The 17944-nt window shown below is 60.6% G+C and carries 15 protein-coding genes; 8 read left to right on the top strand and 7 right to left on the bottom strand.

Annotation, left to right across the window (positions count from 1 at the left end; translation table 11 throughout):
• Positions 1-26 precede the first annotated feature (26 nt).
• A complete protein-coding gene (gene folD / locus PMI29_RS02360; RefSeq protein WP_050548099.1) occupies positions 27-950 on the top strand; it encodes a bifunctional methylenetetrahydrofolate dehydrogenase/methenyltetrahydrofolate cyclohydrolase FolD in 924 nt (307 codons plus the stop codon).
• Between the two features lie 124 nt (positions 951-1074).
• Here folD (PMI29_RS02360) and PMI29_RS02365 read toward each other — a convergent pair whose 3' ends face one another.
• From PMI29_RS02365 to glnT, 5 genes are all read right to left on the bottom strand, one after another.
• Positions 1075-2400, bottom strand: a complete 1326-nt coding sequence (locus PMI29_RS02365) for an ammonium transporter (RefSeq protein ID WP_008003705.1) — start codon at positions 2398-2400, stop codon at positions 1075-1077.
• A 235-nt stretch (positions 2401-2635) separates the two neighbouring features.
• Complete coding sequence (locus tag PMI29_RS02370) at positions 2636-3958, bottom strand: FMN-binding glutamate synthase family protein (RefSeq protein ID WP_008003704.1); 1323 nt, start codon at positions 3956-3958, stop codon at positions 2636-2638.
• 20 nt (positions 3959-3978) lie between these two features.
• Positions 3979-4662 (bottom strand): protein glxC, encoded by a 684-nt coding sequence (locus PMI29_RS02375; RefSeq protein ID WP_008003703.1) that lies wholly within the window; start codon positions 4660-4662, stop codon positions 3979-3981.
• Between the two features lie 11 nt (positions 4663-4673).
• A complete protein-coding gene (locus PMI29_RS02380; RefSeq protein ID WP_008003702.1) occupies positions 4674-5579 on the bottom strand; it encodes a class II glutamine amidotransferase in 906 nt (301 codons plus the stop codon).
• Between the two features lie 77 nt (positions 5580-5656).
• Complete coding sequence (gene glnT, locus PMI29_RS02385) at positions 5657-6991, bottom strand: type III glutamate--ammonia ligase (RefSeq protein ID WP_008003701.1); 1335 nt, start codon at positions 6989-6991, stop codon at positions 5657-5659.
• A gap of 287 nt (positions 6992-7278) precedes the next feature.
• On the opposite strand from glnT, the gene PMI29_RS02390 reads away from it, so the two are divergent.
• The 7 genes from PMI29_RS02390 to PMI29_RS02420 all read left to right on the top strand — a co-directional run bounded on the left by PMI29_RS02390 (position 7279) and on the right by PMI29_RS02420 (position 14917).
• On the top strand, positions 7279-7878 hold the full coding sequence (locus PMI29_RS02390; RefSeq protein WP_008003699.1) for a helix-turn-helix domain-containing protein: 600 nt from the start codon (positions 7279-7281) through the stop codon (positions 7876-7878).
• Positions 7879-8118: 240 nt separating this feature from the next.
• Complete coding sequence (gene purU / locus PMI29_RS02395) at positions 8119-8985, top strand: formyltetrahydrofolate deformylase (protein ID WP_008003697.1); 867 nt, start codon at positions 8119-8121, stop codon at positions 8983-8985.
• Positions 8982-9887, top strand: a complete 906-nt coding sequence (folD, locus tag PMI29_RS02400; RefSeq protein WP_008003695.1) for a bifunctional methylenetetrahydrofolate dehydrogenase/methenyltetrahydrofolate cyclohydrolase FolD — start codon at positions 8982-8984, stop codon at positions 9885-9887. The genes purU and folD (PMI29_RS02400) overlap by 4 nt, the downstream gene beginning before the upstream one ends.
• A complete protein-coding gene (locus tag PMI29_RS02405; RefSeq protein ID WP_008003692.1) occupies positions 9869-11110 on the top strand; it encodes an FAD-dependent oxidoreductase in 1242 nt (413 codons plus the stop codon). The genes folD (PMI29_RS02400) and PMI29_RS02405 overlap by 19 nt, the downstream gene beginning before the upstream one ends.
• A gap of 13 nt (positions 11111-11123) precedes the next feature.
• A complete protein-coding gene (locus PMI29_RS02410; protein ID WP_008003691.1) occupies positions 11124-11423 on the top strand; it encodes a sarcosine oxidase subunit delta in 300 nt (99 codons plus the stop codon).
• A complete protein-coding gene (locus PMI29_RS02415; RefSeq protein ID WP_008003689.1) occupies positions 11420-14317 on the top strand; it encodes a 2Fe-2S iron-sulfur cluster-binding protein in 2898 nt (965 codons plus the stop codon). The genes PMI29_RS02410 and PMI29_RS02415 overlap by 4 nt, the downstream gene beginning before the upstream one ends.
• 3 nt (positions 14318-14320) lie before the next feature.
• Complete coding sequence (locus tag PMI29_RS02420) at positions 14321-14917, top strand: sarcosine oxidase subunit gamma (protein WP_008003686.1); 597 nt, start codon at positions 14321-14323, stop codon at positions 14915-14917.
• Between the two features lie 410 nt (positions 14918-15327).
• Here PMI29_RS02420 and PMI29_RS02425 read toward each other — a convergent pair whose 3' ends face one another.
• Positions 15328-16665 (bottom strand): hypothetical protein, encoded by a 1338-nt coding sequence (locus PMI29_RS02425; protein WP_008003685.1) that lies wholly within the window; start codon positions 16663-16665, stop codon positions 15328-15330.
• Positions 16666-16675: 10 nt separating this feature from the next.
• Entirely contained in the window at positions 16676-17701 is a 1026-nt protein-coding gene (locus PMI29_RS02430) for a ring-hydroxylating dioxygenase ferredoxin reductase family protein (protein ID WP_008003683.1), read from the bottom strand.
• Positions 17702-17944 lie beyond the last annotated feature (243 nt).

Here is a 17944-nt window from a genome sequence, read left to right as displayed (position 1 = left end):
ATACAATCAAGACAACGGTGACTCTTTTGATCAGCACCATCCCCGCACTTGCCCGCGAAATCGACGGCAAAGCCATCGCCGCCCAGGTTCTTGAGGAGGTTCGAGAAGAGATTCAGGTCCTGGCGCGACAACAGATCTACCCTGCCCTGGCCGTGCTGCTTGTCGGTGAAGACCCGGCCAGCGAGGTTTATGTGCGCAATAAACTGCTGCGGGCCAAGGAGGTCGGCATCCGTTCCCTGGAGTATCGTCTGGCGGCAAACGTAAGCCAGAACGATGTGCTGGAACGGATTGCGCAACTGAATGCCGACGTCACGGTCAACGGCATCCTGGTGCAATTGCCATTACCGGCCCATATCGACGAGGCGGCAGTGATTCATGCCATAGATCCGATCAAGGACGTGGACGGCTTTCATCGGGAAAACGTCGGTGGACTGGTCCAGGGCATCGAGGTCCTGACGCCCTGCACCCCCAGCGGCTGCATGCGTCTGCTGCACGAAACCTGCGGTGACCTGAGTGGCTTGCACGCGGTCGTCATCGGCCGTTCGAACATTGTCGGCAAACCGATGGCGACGCTGCTGTTGCAGGCCAACTGCTCGGTCAGCGTGGTGCACTCGCGCAGCGTCGATGCTCCAGCATTGTGCAGGCTGGCGGACATAGTCGTCGCTGCGGTAGGTCGCCCCCAGCTGATTGATGCCAGTTGGCTCAAACCCGGGGCGGTGGTGATCGACGTCGGCATCAATCGCATTGCCAGCGAATCGGGCAACCGCTTGGTCGGCGATGTCGATTACGAGAGTGCACGCACCGTGGCCAGCGCGATCACACCGGTGCCCGGTGGTGTCGGGCCGATGACCATTGCCTATCTGCTGAAGAACACCCTGATCGCCAGCCAGCTACAGCGTGCTGCCCAGACGCACGAGCAGTCGTCGGTCAGTCACCTGGCGTTGAACTGAGCCCAACTGTAGGAGCGAGCTTGCTCGCGATGGTCGTTAACGATAACGCGTGCTTACTGGCTATACGCGGCGCTATTGAGTCCATCGCGAGCAAGCTCGCTCCTACAATGTTCAACAGTAACGATCAGTGGTTGTAGGCACGCTCATTGTGCTCGGCCAGATCCAGGCCCATCTCCTCCACCGACTCATCGGCGCGCAAGCCGATCAGGGCATTGACCACTTTGAGAATGATCCAGCTGATGGCAAAGCAGTAGACCGTCGTCAACAGCACACCCTTGATTTGGGCCAACACCTGGCCACCCATGGTCACCCCGTCTACCAGACCGCCCAGGGACGGTACGCAAAAAACGCCGGTCAAAACCGCACCGATCATCCCGCCGATACCGTGCAGACCAAACACATCAAGGCTGTCGTCGTAACCGAAACGCCGTTTGAGCACAGTGACACTCAGATAGCAGAACACGCCACACAACAGACCGATCGCCAATGCACCACCGACGCCCACGTAGGCGCAGGCCGGGGTAATCCCGACCAGGCCGGCCAGGGCACCACTGGCCAGACCCAGCGCACTCGGCTTGCCCACCTTGAACCACTCGGTGAACATCCAGCCGAGAATCCCGGCGCAGGCGCCCAGTTGGGTATTGAGCATGACGATACCGGAGGTGCCGCTGAGGCCACCGCCGGAACCGATGTTGAAACCGAACCAGCCAACCCAAAGCATGGCCGCGCCGGCCATGGTCAGGCTCAGGTTGTGGGCGGGCATCGGCGTATTTTCGTAGCCCTTGCGCTTGCCGAGGATCAGGCAGGCGGCGAGCGCAGCGACTCCGGCATTGATGTGCACAGCGGTGCCACCGGCAAAATCGAGCACGCCCCAGTTATGCATCAAGGCACCCGCACCACCCCAGACCATATGAGCCACCGGGGCGTACACCAGGGTGAACCACAGTGCCATGAACAGCAGCGCCGCCGAGAACTTCATGCGTTCGGCAAACGCCCCGGCGATCAGCGCCGGGGTGATGATGGCGAACGTCATCTGGAAGGTTACGAACACCCCTTCCGGTATCTCGCCGACAAGACTTTCCGGGGTCATTCCGGCGAGAAAGGCCCGACTCAGCCCGCCGACAAAACTGTTGAAGGTCACCTCCCCTTCAACCATACCGGTGGTGTCAACCACCATGCTGTAACCGTAGATCACCCACAACACGCCCACCAGTCCGGCGATACCGAAGCACTGGGTGAACAGCGACAACATGTTTTTCGCCCGCACCAGACCGCCATAAAACAACGCGAGGCCCGGCAGACACATGAACAACACCAGCACCGCCGCCGTCACCATCCACGCGGTGCTGCCGGTGTTCAGGGTTGGCGCTTCAGCCGCCTGCGCCAGCGGCACAAACGCGCCGACGACCGACGCGCCAAGTAAGGATTTGCCGAGAAGACGATTGACCATATTCAAAGCTCCTGCAAAAGAATAGAAAGTGTCTGGCAGTGAGCAAAAGTGAACGTACGCGGATCTCTCAGGAGACCTCTTGAACAGGAATGACCTGACACGATTGGTCAGGCCTTCCAAACACCTGTGGCGAGCGAGCTTGCTCGCGCTGGGTCGCATCGTGCCCCCAAAAAACAGCGAGTGCTGCGCACTCGAGCGGGAGCGAGCTCCCTCGCCACAGAGGGTAAATCGGCCCTCAGTAACCCGAACCCGGAATCCAGCTTGTGCCTGCCAGCGGCACCCGTGCCATGGCGGCCGACTCCACAGTCAAGGCCACCAGGTCTTCAGGATCCAGATTGTGCAGGTGCGACTTGCCGCAAGCCCGCGCCATGGTCTGCGCCTCCAGCACCAGCACCCGCAGGTAGTTGGCCAGACGGCGACCACCTTCCACCGGGTCCAGACGCCTAGACAGTTCCGGGTCCTGGGTGGTGATACCGGCCGGGTCGCGGCCGTTCTGCCAGTCGTCATAGAAACCGGCCGCCGAACCAATCTTGTGCAGTTCTTCATCCAGTCGCGGGTGGTTGTCGCCCAGCGCAATAAGCGCCGCCGTGCCGATCGCCACTGCATCGGCACCCAACGCCATGGCCTTGGCCACGTCGGCACCGTTGCGAATCCCCCCCGAAACGATCAACTGAACCTTGCGATGCATGCCCATCTCTTGCAAAGCCTGTACCGCTTGCGGGATCGCCGGCAAAATCGGAATGCCCACGTGTTCGATAAACACTTCCTGGGTCGCCGCGGTGCCGCCTTGCATGCCGTCGAGCACAATCACATCGGCCCCGGCCTTCACCGCCAGTTTGACGTCATAGTAAGGCCGGCTCGCCCCGATCTTTACGTAGATCGGCTTTTCCCAATCGGTGATCTCGCGGATCTCGGCGATCTTGATGGCCAGGTCATCCGGGCCGGTCCAGTCCGGGTGACGGCAGGCACTGCGCTGGTCGACGCCGATAGGCAAGGTGCGCATGCCGGCCACCCGCTCGGTGACTTTCATGCCCAGCAACATGCCGCCGCCGCCAGGTTTGGCGCCCTGCCCCAGGACGATTTCGATGGCGTCAGCCTTGCGCAGATCGTCCGGATTCATGCCGTAACGGGACGGCAGATATTGATAGACCAGATGCTGCGACTGACCGCGCTCCTCCGGGGTCATACCGCCGTCGCCGGTGGTAGTGCTGGTGCCGGCAATGGTGGCGCCGCGGCCCAGTGCTTCCTTGGCATTGGCCGACAATGCACCGAAGCTCATACCGGCGATGGTCACTGGAATCTTCAGGTGGATCGGCTTCTTGGCGAAGCGATTGCCGAGGATTACGTCGGTGCCGCACTTCTCCCGATAGCCTTCCAGCGGGTAGCGCGAAACGCTGGCGCCGAGCAGCAGCAAGTCGTCGAAGTGCGGCACTTTACGCTTGGTGCCGCCGCCGCGAATGTCGTAGATGCCGGTCTCGGCAGCACGCTGGATTTCCTGGATGGTCAGGCGGTCGAAAGTCGCGGACTCGCGCAGCACTGGAGTGTTCTTCTCGCTCATATCTGTTCTCCTCGCGTGGATCAGTACGCGGACGCGTTATCGACTTTGAAGTTGTACAGCTGACGGGCCGAGCCGTAGCGCTTGAAGTCAGCCGCCTTGTGCTCGAAACCGGCGCGGTTGAGCAGCACTTGCAGCTCTTCCAGGTGTTCGGCGCGCATTTCTTTCTCGATGCAATCCGAGCCCAGGGAGGCGACGGTGCCCCGCACATAGATGTGGGTTTCGTACAGCGAATCGCCCAGGGCATCGCCCGCATCGCCGCACACCACAAGTCGTCCGGCCTGGCCCATGAAGCAACTCATGTGGCCGATACTGCCACCGACCACAATGTCGATGCCCTTCATGGAAATGCCGCATCGGGCACCGGCATCGCCTTCGATCACCAACAATCCGCCATGGGCGGTGGCGCCGGCGGCCTGGGACGCGCTGCCCTTGATCCGCACCATGCCCGACATCATGTTTTCCGCGACGCCGACCCCGGCATTGCCATGCACGGTGATGCACGCTTTCTGGTTCATGCCCGCGCAGTAGTAGCCGGCGTGCCCCTGGATATCGATGGACACGGCCTGGTTCACCCCAACCGCGAGGTTGTGCTTGCCATTGGAATGGGTCACCACCCACTCGCGGTCTTCTACGTTGTTGACCTGGTCATGCAGCGCCTGATTGAGATCGCGCACGCTGGCAGTTGAAAGATCGATGGTTTTCATGTGTGCGCTCCTTAAGCTGACTCGCGTTCCCAGATGTACAGGGTGGCCGGTGCCGGCTCCCAGATCCTGGCGTGTTCGATACCCGGCAGGCTCGACAGCGCCTGATATTCGGAGGCCATCGCAACGTAATCGTCGGTCTCGGCGAGAATCGCCGGTTTGCAGGCAATCGGGTCACGGATCACCGCAAAGCCATTGCGGGTACCAATGGCGAAAGTGAAGAAGCCGTCCAGGTCCTCCAGCGAATGATCCAGCGCCTCTTTCAGCGAATCGCCTTGTTGCAGGCGCCAGGTCAGGTAGCCGGCGGCCACTTCCGTGTCGTTGTCGGTTTCGAAATGGATGCCTTCGCGCTTGAGTTCCTGACGCAGGCGGAAGTGATTGGACAGCGAACCGTTATGCACCAGACACAGGTCGGCGCCAGTGGAAAACGGGTGGCTGCCTTCCATGGTCACCGCGCTTTCGGTGGCCATGCGGGTGTGGCCGATGATATGGCTGCCCTTCATGCTGGCCAGGCCGAAGCGTTGGGAAATTTCCTGGGGCAAGCCCATGCCCTTGAGGATTTCGATGCTCTGCCCGGCGCTCATGATGCGGATGCTCGGGGCCAGATCGGCGAGGGCCAGACGGACTGGCGTTTCTTCAGCATGGATCTTCAATACGGCGGCGCTGGCGTTCTGAAACCAGTCCAGCGAACAGCCCAGACGGCCTTCCAGTTCGCCCATCAGGGTTTTCCAGTCGAAGGCTTCAGTTGTCGCCTGCAAGGTCAGCTTGACCCAGCCATCGGCCACTTCATCGCCATAGATGGCGAAACCGGCACTGTCCGGGCCACGATCGGTCATGGCCTGTAGCATCGGTTCGAAGAGCTGACCGAGCCGGGATTCCAGCTGCGGGTTTTTCAGGTAAAGACCTACGATTCCACACATAAAAACAGTCCTCACTACGTTCGGCAGCCACACGTTTCAAGCTGCGAGATGGTTCGTTTGGGCGCGCCGGCTGGCGTCTAGAAAAATTCGGTGTAGCGCTGCACTTCCCAGTCGGAGACATGGCGGCTGTATTCCACCCACTCCATGCGCTTGAGCTTGATGAACTCGCCAACGATCTGCGGGCCCATGACCTCGGCGAACAGCGGGTCGGCTTCCAGCGCGTCGCAGGCTTCCTTGAGCGATTGCGGCAGGGTCTTGATGCCGCGCGCGGCAATCTGCTCCAGGCTCAGGCTGTAGAGGTTTTCGTTGCAGACGTGGTCGATTTCCAGCTGGCGGTCGATACCGTCGAGGCCCGCCGCGATGATCGCCGCGCTGACCAGATAGGGATTGCAACCGGCATCTGGAAGGCGGAACTCCAGGCGGCCATAAGGCACCCGCACCATCGCCGAGCGGTTGTTGGCGCCGAAGGCAATAAAGGCTGGCGCCCAGGTCGCGCCGGACAACGAATTGCCCACCACCAGACGCTTGTAGGAGTTGACCGTCGGTGCGGCGAAGGCGCAGAGCGCCGGGCCATGGGCGAGCAGGCCGGCGGCGAAGTGATAGGCCATTTTCGACAGGCCCATGCCGCTCGGGTCACTGGCATCAAAGAACAGGTTCTTGTTCTCGGCGCTGCTGATCGACAGGTGAAAGTGCATGCCGTTGCCGGCGCGCTTCGGATCAGGCTTGGGCATGAACGAGCAGATCATGCCCAGGTCATTGGCGATCTCGCCGGCGGCCATACGAAAGAACGTGAAACGATCCGCCGAAGTCATGGCGTCGCTGTAGGTGTAGTTGATCTCGAACTGGCCGTTGGCGTCTTCGTGGTCAATTTGATAGACCTCGAAATCCACCGCCTGCAACGCTTCGGTCAGGCGCTCGAGGAACACCCGCGAGCGCGACAGGCCTTTGTAGTCGTAGCAAGGCTTGTCCAGGTTGTCGCTGGCGTCGACCAGCTGCAGTTTGCCCTGCTCGTCGCGGCGCATCAGGTTGAATTCGGGTTCCAGGCCGGTGTTGAGCGTCCAGCCCTTGTCTTCCAGGCGACGGACCTGCTGCTGGAGCACGTAACGGCTGTCATAAGGATGCGGCTTGCCGTCGACATGACCAATGCACACGATCCGGCCATAACCCGGCTGCCAAGGCACCGGCGTCAGCGTGGACAAATCGCCACGGGCCATGAAGTCCGGACCGTGGGGTTCCATGCCCATGCCACTGATGGCGAACCCGGCAAAACCCGCTCCGTCCTCGGCCACGGCCTTGAGTCCACAGATCGGCACCGATTTGGTCTTGGCCGATCCATGGATATCGACAAACTGCGCAAGCACATACTTGATCCCGTGCTTGTCGATGATGCGCTGGGTTTCTGCTGGCAACATTGCTCGTCACTCCTGGCGAAAAAGGGCAAATCATTGTGGATAGGCCGTCACTTTCTTTTAATATTCCTGAAAAGAAAGTTAGTTTCCCGATAGGAATGCAAGGCCCTTGCCAGAATCGCGAATGAAAAGCTGAAGTGCCGTAACCAGCGCTTTTGTGCTGTATATATGGGAATATTCTTTTCCCGGTGGGAATACCGCCCAATGGGCTGGAGAGGAACGCCGAGATTTGCACTTTCTCAGTGCGAAACTAATATTACTGAACAGAAAGTGTGCAGGATCTAAAGACTATGCCGACCGAAACCGCCCCGCGCCTCAAACTCGAGCAATACCTGGGTTTGCAAATCAAACGCCAGCGCCAGGCGCAGGACCTGAAATTGTCCGATGTGGCGAAAATTGCCGACATCAGCCAAGGCATGTTGAGCAAAATTGAAAACGCCCAGGTCTCCACCAGCCTCGATACCCTGAGCCGCTTGTGCGACGTGCTCGGCCTGCCCTTGTCAAAGTTGTTCAGTGAGTACGATCAGCAAGATGGCAGTGCGCAGCTGGTCAAGGCCGATCAAGGCATGGAAGTGGTTCGCCGCGGAACCGAGAAAGGCCATACCTACCATCTGCTCAATCACACACGCGGGCCGAAGAAGAGTTTCGAGGCCTACATGGTGAGCATGGATGACGCCAGCGAGGAGTTTCCGACGTTCTCGCACCCCGGCACCGAGTTCCTGCACCTGCTCGAAGGCGAGCTGATCTATCGCCATGGCAACCAGCTCTATCGCATGGAAGCCGGTGACAGCCTGACTTTCGAAGGGGAAATCCCCCATGGCCCGGAACAACTGGTACAAGTACCGATCCGCCTGCTTTCGATCATGAATTACGGCAACGACAAAGAATAATCCCCGCCCCACTCCCCGTTCGATTCCAACCCTGAGGCCGATCTGTGTCGGCCTCAGGCGTTTTCCTGCCAGTTAAAAAACTTTCACAAAAATTCTGGACGCGGCGCGGGCATTCCCCTATAAAGCCAACTTCAGGAATATTTTATTCCCCATAAGAAAATACCCTCATGGACGAGATTGCTGTTGTCGATGTTTTTTTCGCTTTGCGATGAGCTGCCGCCATCTTCCCGAGGACGTGTCATGCAACACGAAAAAAACCATTTCATCATCAAGATCACCTGTCCCGCGGTGTCCGGCATCGTCGCGGCCGTCACCACTTACCTGGCGGACAACGGTTGCTACATCGGGGAGATGGCGCAATTCGACGACGACTTCAGCGGCCGGTTTTTCATGCGCGCGGTGTTCCGCTTCAACGACGACCACCCGGGCGATATCCAGCTGATCAAGGACGGTTTCAGCGACGTCGCCAAGGCGTTCGACATGAGCTGGGAACTGTACGACACCCGCGAGCCGATGCGTGTGTTGCTGATGGTCAGCAAGTTCGACCACTGCCTGACCGATCTTCTCTACCGCTACCACAAGGGCGAGATGGACATGACCATCACCGCCATCGTCTCCAACCACCTGGACCTGCGGCCCATGGCCGAACGCGAAGGTATCCGCTTCATCTATCTGCCGGTGACGAAAGACACCAAGGCCCGGCAGGAAGCCGAGCTGATGAAGATTGTCGACGAGACCGGCACCGAACTGGTGGTGTTGGCGCGCTACATGCAGATCCTCTCCGATGACCTGTGCAAGCAACTCTCGGGCCGCGCGATCAACATCCATCACTCGTTCCTGCCTGGGTTCAAAGGTGCCAAGCCTTATCACCAGGCCTACCAACGCGGGGTGAAACTGATCGGCGCTACGGCGCACTACGTCACCAGCGACCTCGACGAAGGGCCAATCATTGAACAGGAAGTGCAACGCGTCGATCACGTCTATCTGCCGGACGACCTGGTCGCCACCGGCCGTGACACCGAAACCGTGGCCCTGTCCAAGGCAGTCAAGTACCACCTGGAGCACCGGGTTTTCCTCAACCAGGACAGAACGGTGATCTTTCGATGAACACGCCCCGACTGATTGACGGCAAAGCCGCTGCCGCGCGTGTGTTGATCCAGGTTCGCAAGGACGTGGACGGCCTTCGCGAGCAAGACATCCAACCGGCCCTGGCGGTGATTCTGGTGGGCAGCGACCCGGCCAGCCAGGTTTACGTGCGCAACAAGATCCTGCGCGCTGAAGAGGTAGGCATTCGCTCCGTGGAGCATCGACTGCCCAGCGACACCAGCACCGAACAACTGCTGAACCTGATCGCCACGCTGAATGCCGACTCTTTGATCAACGGCATTCTGCTGCAATTGCCGTTGCCGGTTCACATTGACGAATTGCGCGCCCTGGAGGCCATCGCCCCGGCCAAGGACGTCGACGGTTTTCACAGTGAAAACGTCGGTGGCCTCAGTCAGGGCCGCACCGTGCTGGCCCCCTGCACGCCCAGCGGTTGCCTGTACCTGTTGGAACAGACCTGCGGCGATCTGCGCGGTAAACACGCAGTGGTGATAGGCCGCTCGAACATCGTTGGCAAACCCATGGCGGCCCTGCTACTCAAGGCCGATTGTTCGGTGACCGTACTGCATTCGCGCAGTCCGGATCCGCAGGGCTTGTGCCGTCAGGCCGACATCGTCATCGCCGCCGTAGGGCGGCCGAAACTGATCGACGCCAGCTGGCTGAAGCCCGGCGCGGTGGTGATTGATGTCGGCATCAACCGCATCGACGACCAGGGCCGCAGCCGTCTGGTGGGCGACGTCGATTTCGACAGCGCCCTGCCCCACGTCGCAGCGATCACCCCGGTGCCCGGCGGTGTCGGCCCGATGACCATTGCCTTTTTGATGAAAAACACCGTGGCCGCAGCCCTTGCGCAACATCAGGCTCGACGCAGCCAATCGGAGGCTCTATGCCGTTCAATCTATTGAAATACGGGCTGAGTTCGGAGTACCCGGTGGACGTCGATCTACCGCCGCCGCGGGAACTCAAGCCGAGCTATGACGTGGTGATCATTGGTGCTGGCGGGCACGGCCTGGCCACCGCCTATTACCTGGCCAAATACCACGGCATCACCAACATCGCGGTATTGGAGAAGTCCTATCTGGGCGGTGGCAATACCGCGCGCAACACCGCGGTGATCCGCTCCAACTACCTGACCAGCGAAGGCGTGCGTTTTTACGCAGAGTCGGTGCGGATGTTCCAGTCCCTGTCCAACGAATTCGATTTCAACATCATGTACTCCGAGCGTGGCCAACTGACCCTGGCCCATACCGATGCCACCGTGCGTTCGTTCCGCCAGCGGGCCGAGGTCAACAAGCACTTCGGTGGTCGCAGCGAAATGATCGACCGCCAGCAGATTCGCGAACTGGTGCCCAGCCTCAACCTCGACCCCGGTCACCTGCCGGTGCTTGCCGGGCTTTGGCACATCGACGGTGCCACCGCGCGTCACGACGCCGTCGCCTGGGGCTACGCCAAGCAGGCGGCCAAACGCGGCGTAGAAATTCATCAGCTCACCGAAGTCCAGGACCTGATCATCGAGAACGGTGCGATCACCGCGGTCAAGACCAATCGCGGGACCATCAAGTGCGGCTGCGCCGTGCAGGCAATCGCCGGGCACAGTTCGTTGCTGATGGCCAAGGCCGGAATCCGTTCACCGATCCAGACTTTCCCGCTGCAAGCCATGGTCACCCAACCGTTCAAGCCGTTTCTCGATCCGCTGGTGAGTTCTTCGGCACTGCATTGTTACGTGCAGCAGACCAGCCGCGGCGAGGTGGTGTTCGGCGGCGGCTCCGATCCTTATCCGCTGTTCAACACCCGCTCCACGCTCGATCTGAAGGAAAGCCTGCTGGCCCACGCCATCGAAATGTTCCCGTTTCTGGCCAACGCCAAGCTGATGCGCCAATGGGCCGGGATCACCGACATGACCCCGGATTACAGCCCGATCATGGGGCTTTCGCCTGTGAAAAATTACTACCTCGACGCCGGTTGGGGCACCTGGGGTTTCAAGGCTACACCGATCTGCGGAAAGACCATGGCCGAACTGGTGGCCAGCGGCGGCAAGGTGCCGGATCTGATCAAACCTTTCGGCCTCGAACGCTTTTCGACCTTCCAGCAAGTCAACGAAATGGGCGCTACGGCGGCCAGTCACTGACGGAGAGCGGACTATGAAAATCATCAATTGCCCGCTCAACGGGCCGCGGAATATCAGCGAATTCACTTACGGCGGCGAGTTCAAGCCAATGCCCGATCCCGTTCGTTGCAGCGATGCCGAATGGGCCGACTACGTGTTCAACACCGACAACCTCGCCGGGGTGGTGCGCGAATGGTGGATGCATACGCCGTCCAGCTACTGGTTTCTCGCGGAGCGTCACACCGTCAGCGATGAAATTCTTCGCACCTTCGACCCCAAAGAACTCTTCACCGCCCGCGTCGACTTCAGCGCCGCCAAGGAGATCGCAGGATGAATCGCCTACCCGCCCCGATGGGCCTGCTGATCGACCGTGATCAGCCGCTGGATTTCAGTTTCGACGGTCATCGCTATCAAGGCTTGCAAGGCGACAGCATCGCCAGCGCCTTGTTGGCCAATGGACGCTTCCTGATCTCGCGCTCGTTCAAATACCACCGCCCGCGCGGCCCGCTGACCATGGCCGGGCAAGACGCCAACAGCCTGGTGCAACTGCCCCGGGAACCGAATGTGCTGGCCGATGCATTCGCGCTGTCGGCCGGTTTGCAGGTGACGGCACAGAACGTCAACGGCTCGCTGGACAACGATCGCGATGCCTACCTGGGCAAGTTCTCAAAATTCATGCCGGTGGGCTTTTACTACCGATCCTTCTACAAGCCCAAGGGCATGTGGAAAATCTGGGAACCGATCATTCGAAAGAAGGCCGGCCTCGGTGTACTCGACCTGACCTTCCAGCCCGAGTATTACGACAAGGCTTACCTGTTCACCGACGTTGCCGTGATCGGCGCCGGGCCGGCCGGGCTGAATGCGGCACTGACGGCGGCCAATGCCGGGGCGAAGGTGTTGCTCATCGAACAGCAACCGATTCTCGGTGGTTCGTTGACCTATGCCCGTTTCGATATCGAAGGCAAAAGAGCCGAAGCCCTGCGCCGCGAACTGTTGTCTGCGGTGGAGCAACACGCCAATATCCGGATCCTGACCGAGGCGACCTGCAACGCCTGGTTCACCGACAACTATCTGCCGGTGATCCAGGGCAAGCGCATGTACAAAGTGCGCGCCCGCCAATGCCTGGTGTGCAGTGGTGCCTTCGACCAACCGGTGGTGTTTCGCAACAACGACTTGCCCGGCGTGATGCTCACCAGCGCGGCGCAACGCTTGATGAAACTGTATGCCGTCAAACCCGGCAAACGCGCGGTGGTGCTGACGGGTAATGACGACGGTTACCTCGCCGCGCTCGATCTGTATGATCAGGGCGTGGAAGTCGCCGCGGTGGTGGACTTGCGTCACGGTCCTGGCGATGAGTCACTGCTGCAAGCACTGGCTCAGTGCAAGATCACTTGCCAGCGCAACAGCACCGTGTATGAGGCGCTGCACGAGAAAGGCATGCGTCATATCAACGGCGTCGATGTGCGCAAGATCACCGCCCAGGGTCAGGTCGCAGAAAGCGGACAACGCCTGGATTGCGACTTGCTGTGCATGTCCGCCGGTTACATGCCGGTCTATCAACTGCTGTGCCAGGCAGGCGGCAAGCTGGCCTACGACGATCAGCGTGCCGAGTTCACGCTCAGCGGCCTGCCGCTGAACCTCGCGGTGGCCGGTTCGGTCAATGGGCGTCACCGCCTCGACAATGTCATCGCCGACGGCGTGAATGCCGGGGCGGATGCCGCGCGGGCCCTGGGCCTGGCGGTCGGCGCACAGCGCGCACCCTTGGGCGGCGAAAATCGGGTCAACTTCAACTGGCCGATCTTCCCCCACCCCAAGGGCAAGGACTTCGTCGACTTCGACGAGGACCTGCAAGTGGCGGACATCGTCAATGCCACCCGGATCGGCTATCGCGACGTGCAACTGGTCAAGCGCTACTCCACAGTGGGCATGGGCCCTTCCCAGGGCCGTCACTCAGCGTTGCCGACCGCCCGGCTGGTCGCCTGGGCCACCCAGCGCAATATCAGTGAAACCGGCGTCACCACGGCACGCCCGCCCTTTGTGGCGGAAAAACTGGCGCATGTTGCCGGCAGGGCTTTCGACCCTTACCGCCAGACACCGATGCACGCCCGGCATGTACAAGCCGGGGCGAAGATGATGCCCGCCGGGATTTGGCAACGGCCGGCCTACTATGGCAATGCCAGGGATCGCGAAGCCTGCATGCAAGCCGAGGCGCTGCACGTACGCAACAAGGTCGGGATCATCGATGTCTCGACCCTGGGCGGTCTCGATGTACGTGGTCCGGACGCCGCCGAATTGCTCAACCGCATGTACACCTTCGCTTTCCTGAAACAGCCGATCGGCCGTTCTCGCTATGCACTGATGACCAACGAGCATGGAGTGGTGATCGATGACGGTGTGTGCGCTCGTTTCGCCGAGAATCATTTCTATGTCACCGCCACCACAAGCGGCGTCGACCGCATCTATCAGCAAATGCTCAAGTGGAACGCACAATGGCGCCTGGACGTGGACGTCGCCAACGTCACCGCCGCTGTCTGCGCAGTCAACGTTGCCGGTCCGGATTCACGCCAGGTGCTGGAGAAAGTCTGCACCGATCTGGATCTGAGCGCCGCAGCGTTCCCTTATCTGGGCGTCCGCCAAGGTACGGTTGCCGGCATCAAGGCCAGGTTATTGCGAGTCGGTTTCGTCGGCGAACTGGGTTATGAAATTCACGTACCCGCGCGTCACGGGCTGAAACTTTGGGACGCGCTGATCGAGGCTGGAAAAGCACACGACATACGTCCCTTCGGCGTCGAAACCCAGCGTCTGCTGCGCCTGGAAAAAGGCCATGTGATCATCAGCCAGGATACCGATGGCATGACCCATCCGGCGGAAATCGACATGGGTTGGGCGGTCAGTCGCAACAAGCCATTCTTCGTCGGCCGGCGCTCGGTGGATATCCTCGAAGCCCAGCCACAAAAACGCAAACTCGTGGGCTTCACGTTGCCCAAGGGCAGCCTGCAACCGCTGGAAGGCCATCTGGTGCTGAACGGCCCGGACATCAGCGGCAGCGTCACCTCCTGCGAATACTCCGCCACCCTCGGCCAGATCATCGGCCTGGCTTACGCCGGCATCGACCAAAGCACGCCGGGGCAGCGCATTCCAATCCGCGTCGAGGGTGGCATCGTGGTCCAGGCCGAGGTGGTGCAGTTGCCCTTCTTCGATCCCGTCAACCAACGCCAGGAGCTTTGAGCCATGACCAGTCTGATAGAACAACATAACCTCGGCCAGCCGTCCCTGGCCCTATTGTCTGCCTGTACGCTGACAGACCTCACCGATCTGCCTCGGCTCGGTTTTCGCGGCGCCCATAGCGCGCAGTATTTGCTCAGCCGCCACTTCGTGCTGCCCGACGCCCCCAACCGCGCCATCACCCAGGAGGACAGCAGCTGCGTGGCGCGCCTGTCCCAGACCGAGTACCTGTTGCTGGGGAGCCCACGGGATCAGGGTGAACGCATTGCCGCTGAAGAGGCCCGCTGGGAGCTGGATCACAAGGCCAATTACCTGCTGCCACGCCAGGACAGCCATGCCTGGTTTCAGCTCGGTGGTGAACACCTCAGCGACGTCATGGCCAAACTCTGTGGTGTCGACTTGAGCCCTCAAGTCTTCGGCCCCGGAGCAGTGGCACAAACTTCGGCGGCACGCATCAACGTTATCGTGATCAACGCCAGTACCCTGCAACAGCCGAGCTTGTTCATCCTGTGTGACCGGGCATCGAAGGCTTACTTTAACGAGGCGTTGCTGGATGCAATGGAGGAGTTTTCGGGGTTGGCAACGGATGGGACGCCAGTCTGACGCTTATCAGAAACAGGTGAACCGAAGATCACCCAGGCGTTACAACAACGGACGTCTGCTCACACGAAAGCGGTGAGGATTCCACCAAGAGCCAGTCGTTTCGTAGGGGTAAAAACGAAGAAAAATAAAAAGGGGTCGCGAGATAAATCTCGCAACCCCTTGAATTATATGGTCGGGACGGAGTGATTCGAACACTCGCCCCCTAGCGCCCCATCTCCTTTTGCATACTTATTGAAAGACTCCAAAGTTTCACCCTGGATTCTTCGAATCCAGTATTTACTGAGCTCCAGCGGTGTTCTGCTCTACGAGTGTCCAGGAACACCCATCAAGAGCCGACGTTTTTGTGGGGGGAAAAGTAGGGGGAACCCATTTCATGGCCAAAATTACCATCAAAGAACTCGAGTCGCTGACTACAGGCCCAACTCGCTACGAGGCCGGGTCAGGGTGTCGATCAGTGCGTACATGATTTTCTTGGCGCACGGCAGCAGATCCGGGATGTAGGTCGCGCCCATGCCCCCAAGCCCCTCGGCGACCGGCAGCGGTGCACCTTCGGCCGGCCATGGCCAGCCGATGCGCGCAGTGGGGATGCCGAGACGACGCAGCGCGGCACCGTCGGTTTGCCCGCCGAGCAGGTCGGCCTCGCCATGGGGACGCCGCTCGATATGCTCCCAGCCACGCCGGGCGGACTGCACGATCCAGTTCTGTGCATCGGTGCTACCGCCGGCCACCGAGCCGTACATCTCCCAGTCGAGGACCAGTTCCGGGCGTCGCGCCTGCAGATCGCGGACGAACTCGGCAAACTGCGTCTTGACCTCGGCGGGGCTGGTGCGCGGGTTGATCCGCACGTCGAAGAAGATCTCGGTAACCGCCGATGGAAAGGCCGGGCGTTCCGGATTGCCACCGCGCACCCCGGCGATCCAGCCGTGCGGCTTGATCTGCCCGGACGTGTTGCGCTCGGCATACTCAATGATCCACTGCTCGAGGTCCTGGATCACCGTCGCCGCCGGCACCACCGAACTACGGAAGCCCGGCGTGCCACGGGGAACGCCGGCATAGCCGAGGGTTCCGTGCACGCGCAGCTTGAACCAGCCCATGCCAGGTTCCTCGTGATACACCCAGTTCCAAGGCTTCATCACGATAGCGAAGTCAGGCGCGCCGCCACGGTTGATCAGGTGTGTCACGCCATTGGACATACCGGCATGTTGGCGGGCGGAAATGTCCACCGGCATGCCGCCATCGGCCAGGCCGACCAGCAGGTCGCCAACCAGCGGTACTTCGGCCTCGATCAGTGCAGTGGCCACCTCGGTGAGGGTAGCGATCATGCCTTTGGGATTGGAAGCGCCAAGGCCGAAAACCCAGTCATCGATCTGCTGCGCCGATGGCTGCATGTCCGCTTCGTCGGCGGGACCGGTGAGGATCTTCTCGGCTTCGTCCAGCTCCAGGTGGGTATCGATCGGTGAATACAAGAGAACGCTGGCGCCGCCGCCGCTGCCGCGCAGTTCGGCCAACACATTGCCACTGGTGAAACTCATTGGCTGATAACGTGCGGCCATGCCAATGCTTTCGAGGTAGCCCTTCATGTGCTCGCTGGCTGCACGGGCCGCACCAGTAGGGCTATGGATGTTGGTGATGGTGTACAACAAGCTCTGCAGGCGTTTGGGGTCGATCCTGGCGCAGGCCTGTTCATACCACTTCATTTGCTCGGTGGAGAAGTTGACGGCCGCAGTGGATTGCATGGTGGATTGCATGGCGGGTTCCTTAGTGGCTGGCCACAAACTGTTCGGCGAAGATGTTCGCGGGATTGGCGCCCAGCTCGATCAGCCGCGTTGTAGCGGCATCGATCATCGGCTGCGGGCCACAGAGATAGGCGACCGTGTCGGCACTCACATCGCCCTCGCGCAGCGCGCTGACCGGGCTGCCCTGGTGCAGGCCGTCACGCGGCTCGCGATCGACACAGATCCGCGCCTCAAGGCTTGGCAGCCATTGCTGGCGCAGTTCAATGTCCTCGAGACAGAACAGCGCGTCCGGGACCGCGCAACCGAAGCTGAGCAGCATCGGCGGCTTGCGTCCGCTGCCTTGGCGCAAGGCATCGATCATCGACAGAATCGGCGCCAGGCCGGTGCCACCGGCGACGAAAATATGTGGCGCGCGACGTTTCTCCTCGCGCAGAAAAAACGCGCCATAAGGGCCGCTCAGCGTCAGCACGTCCTCATTCGTAGCCTTCTCTTCCAGATAGCTGGACATGGCGCCGCCCGGTAACAGGCGGACCAGGAACTCCAGCGTCGGCAGCTGCGCTGCAGTGCTCGAGGGTGAGTAACTGCGCACCACGCCATAACCGGGCACTTCAATCTGCATGAACTGGCCGGGTCGGAATTCCAGCCAGTCGCCATCGGCCAACTCCAGGGTCAGGCGCATCACATTGCTGGCAATACGCTCGACAGCGTTGACGAAGACGTGCACTTGCTGCGCCGTGCTGGAGCCGACTTCGCTGCTGTAAGCGACATCGAAAGTGCAGTCGGACTGCGCTTGGCAGAGACACAGCAGGCGCTGTCCGGCGCTGTACTCGCTGGCCAGCAGCGTCGAGCTGGCGCCCGGGCGGGTGCGCGCATCGCCGCCTGCGAGTTGGGCGATACAGCTTGAACAGCTACCGGAACGGCATTGATAGAGCAATGGAATTTCCGCTGCGAGCGCGGCATCAAGAATGTTGGTTTGTTCGGCGACGCTAAAGCTACGGCTGACGCCATCGGAGAAATTGACAGTGACTTGGTGCTGTTTATCGTTCATGAGAGTTCGGCTCCCTGGCAGGCATCGGGCTACGGCCGTAAGCGGCCGGATTATTGACATGGGCCGATCATAGAAAGCCTTGGTGGGTGTCGGCGCTCCCTTGGGCTACAGGCTTATCCCGACAGCGCAAAATCCTGCTGGCACAACGCAGGCAAAAAAAACCCGTGCCAAATGGCACGGGCAAACCAAGGAGTCATCAGAGACCGGCAGGACGCCGTCGGTGCCAGTCGGTAACCTTTTGCA

Source organism: Pseudomonas sp. GM49, from assembly GCF_000282355.1.
GTDB lineage: Bacteria > Pseudomonadota > Gammaproteobacteria > Pseudomonadales > Pseudomonadaceae > Aquipseudomonas.
This window is presented reverse-complemented; position numbering and strand designations above follow the sequence as displayed.

Coding starts and splice junctions, on each gene's coding strand:
- PMI29_RS02415 (WP_008003689.1), top strand. CDS start 11,420: ATGAATCGCCTACCCGCCCCGATGGGCCTGCTGATCGACCGTGATCAG.
- PMI29_RS02410 (WP_008003691.1), top strand. CDS start 11,124: ATGAAAATCATCAATTGCCCGCTCAACGGGCCGCGGAATATCAGCGAA.
- glnT (WP_008003701.1), bottom strand. CDS start 6,991: ATGTTGCCAGCAGAAACCCAGCGCATCATCGACAAGCACGGGATCAAG.
- PMI29_RS02430 (WP_008003683.1), bottom strand. CDS start 17,701: ATGAACGATAAACAGCACCAAGTCACTGTCAATTTCTCCGATGGCGTC.
- PMI29_RS02390 (WP_008003699.1), top strand. CDS start 7,279: ATGCCGACCGAAACCGCCCCGCGCCTCAAACTCGAGCAATACCTGGGT.
- PMI29_RS02370 (WP_008003704.1), bottom strand. CDS start 3,958: ATGAGCGAGAAGAACACTCCAGTGCTGCGCGAGTCCGCGACTTTCGAC.
- folD (WP_008003695.1), top strand. CDS start 8,982: ATGAACACGCCCCGACTGATTGACGGCAAAGCCGCTGCCGCGCGTGTG.
- PMI29_RS02365 (WP_008003705.1), bottom strand. CDS start 2,400: ATGGTCAATCGTCTTCTCGGCAAATCCTTACTTGGCGCGTCGGTCGTC.
- PMI29_RS02375 (WP_008003703.1), bottom strand. CDS start 4,662: ATGAAAACCATCGATCTTTCAACTGCCAGCGTGCGCGATCTCAATCAG.
- PMI29_RS02405 (WP_008003692.1), top strand. CDS start 9,869: ATGCCGTTCAATCTATTGAAATACGGGCTGAGTTCGGAGTACCCGGTG.
- PMI29_RS02380 (WP_008003702.1), bottom strand. CDS start 5,579: ATGTGTGGAATCGTAGGTCTTTACCTGAAAAACCCGCAGCTGGAATCC.
- PMI29_RS02425 (WP_008003685.1), bottom strand. CDS start 16,665: ATGCAATCCACCATGCAATCCACTGCGGCCGTCAACTTCTCCACCGAG.
- PMI29_RS02420 (WP_008003686.1), top strand. CDS start 14,321: ATGACCAGTCTGATAGAACAACATAACCTCGGCCAGCCGTCCCTGGCC.
- purU (WP_008003697.1), top strand. CDS start 8,119: ATGCAACACGAAAAAAACCATTTCATCATCAAGATCACCTGTCCCGCG.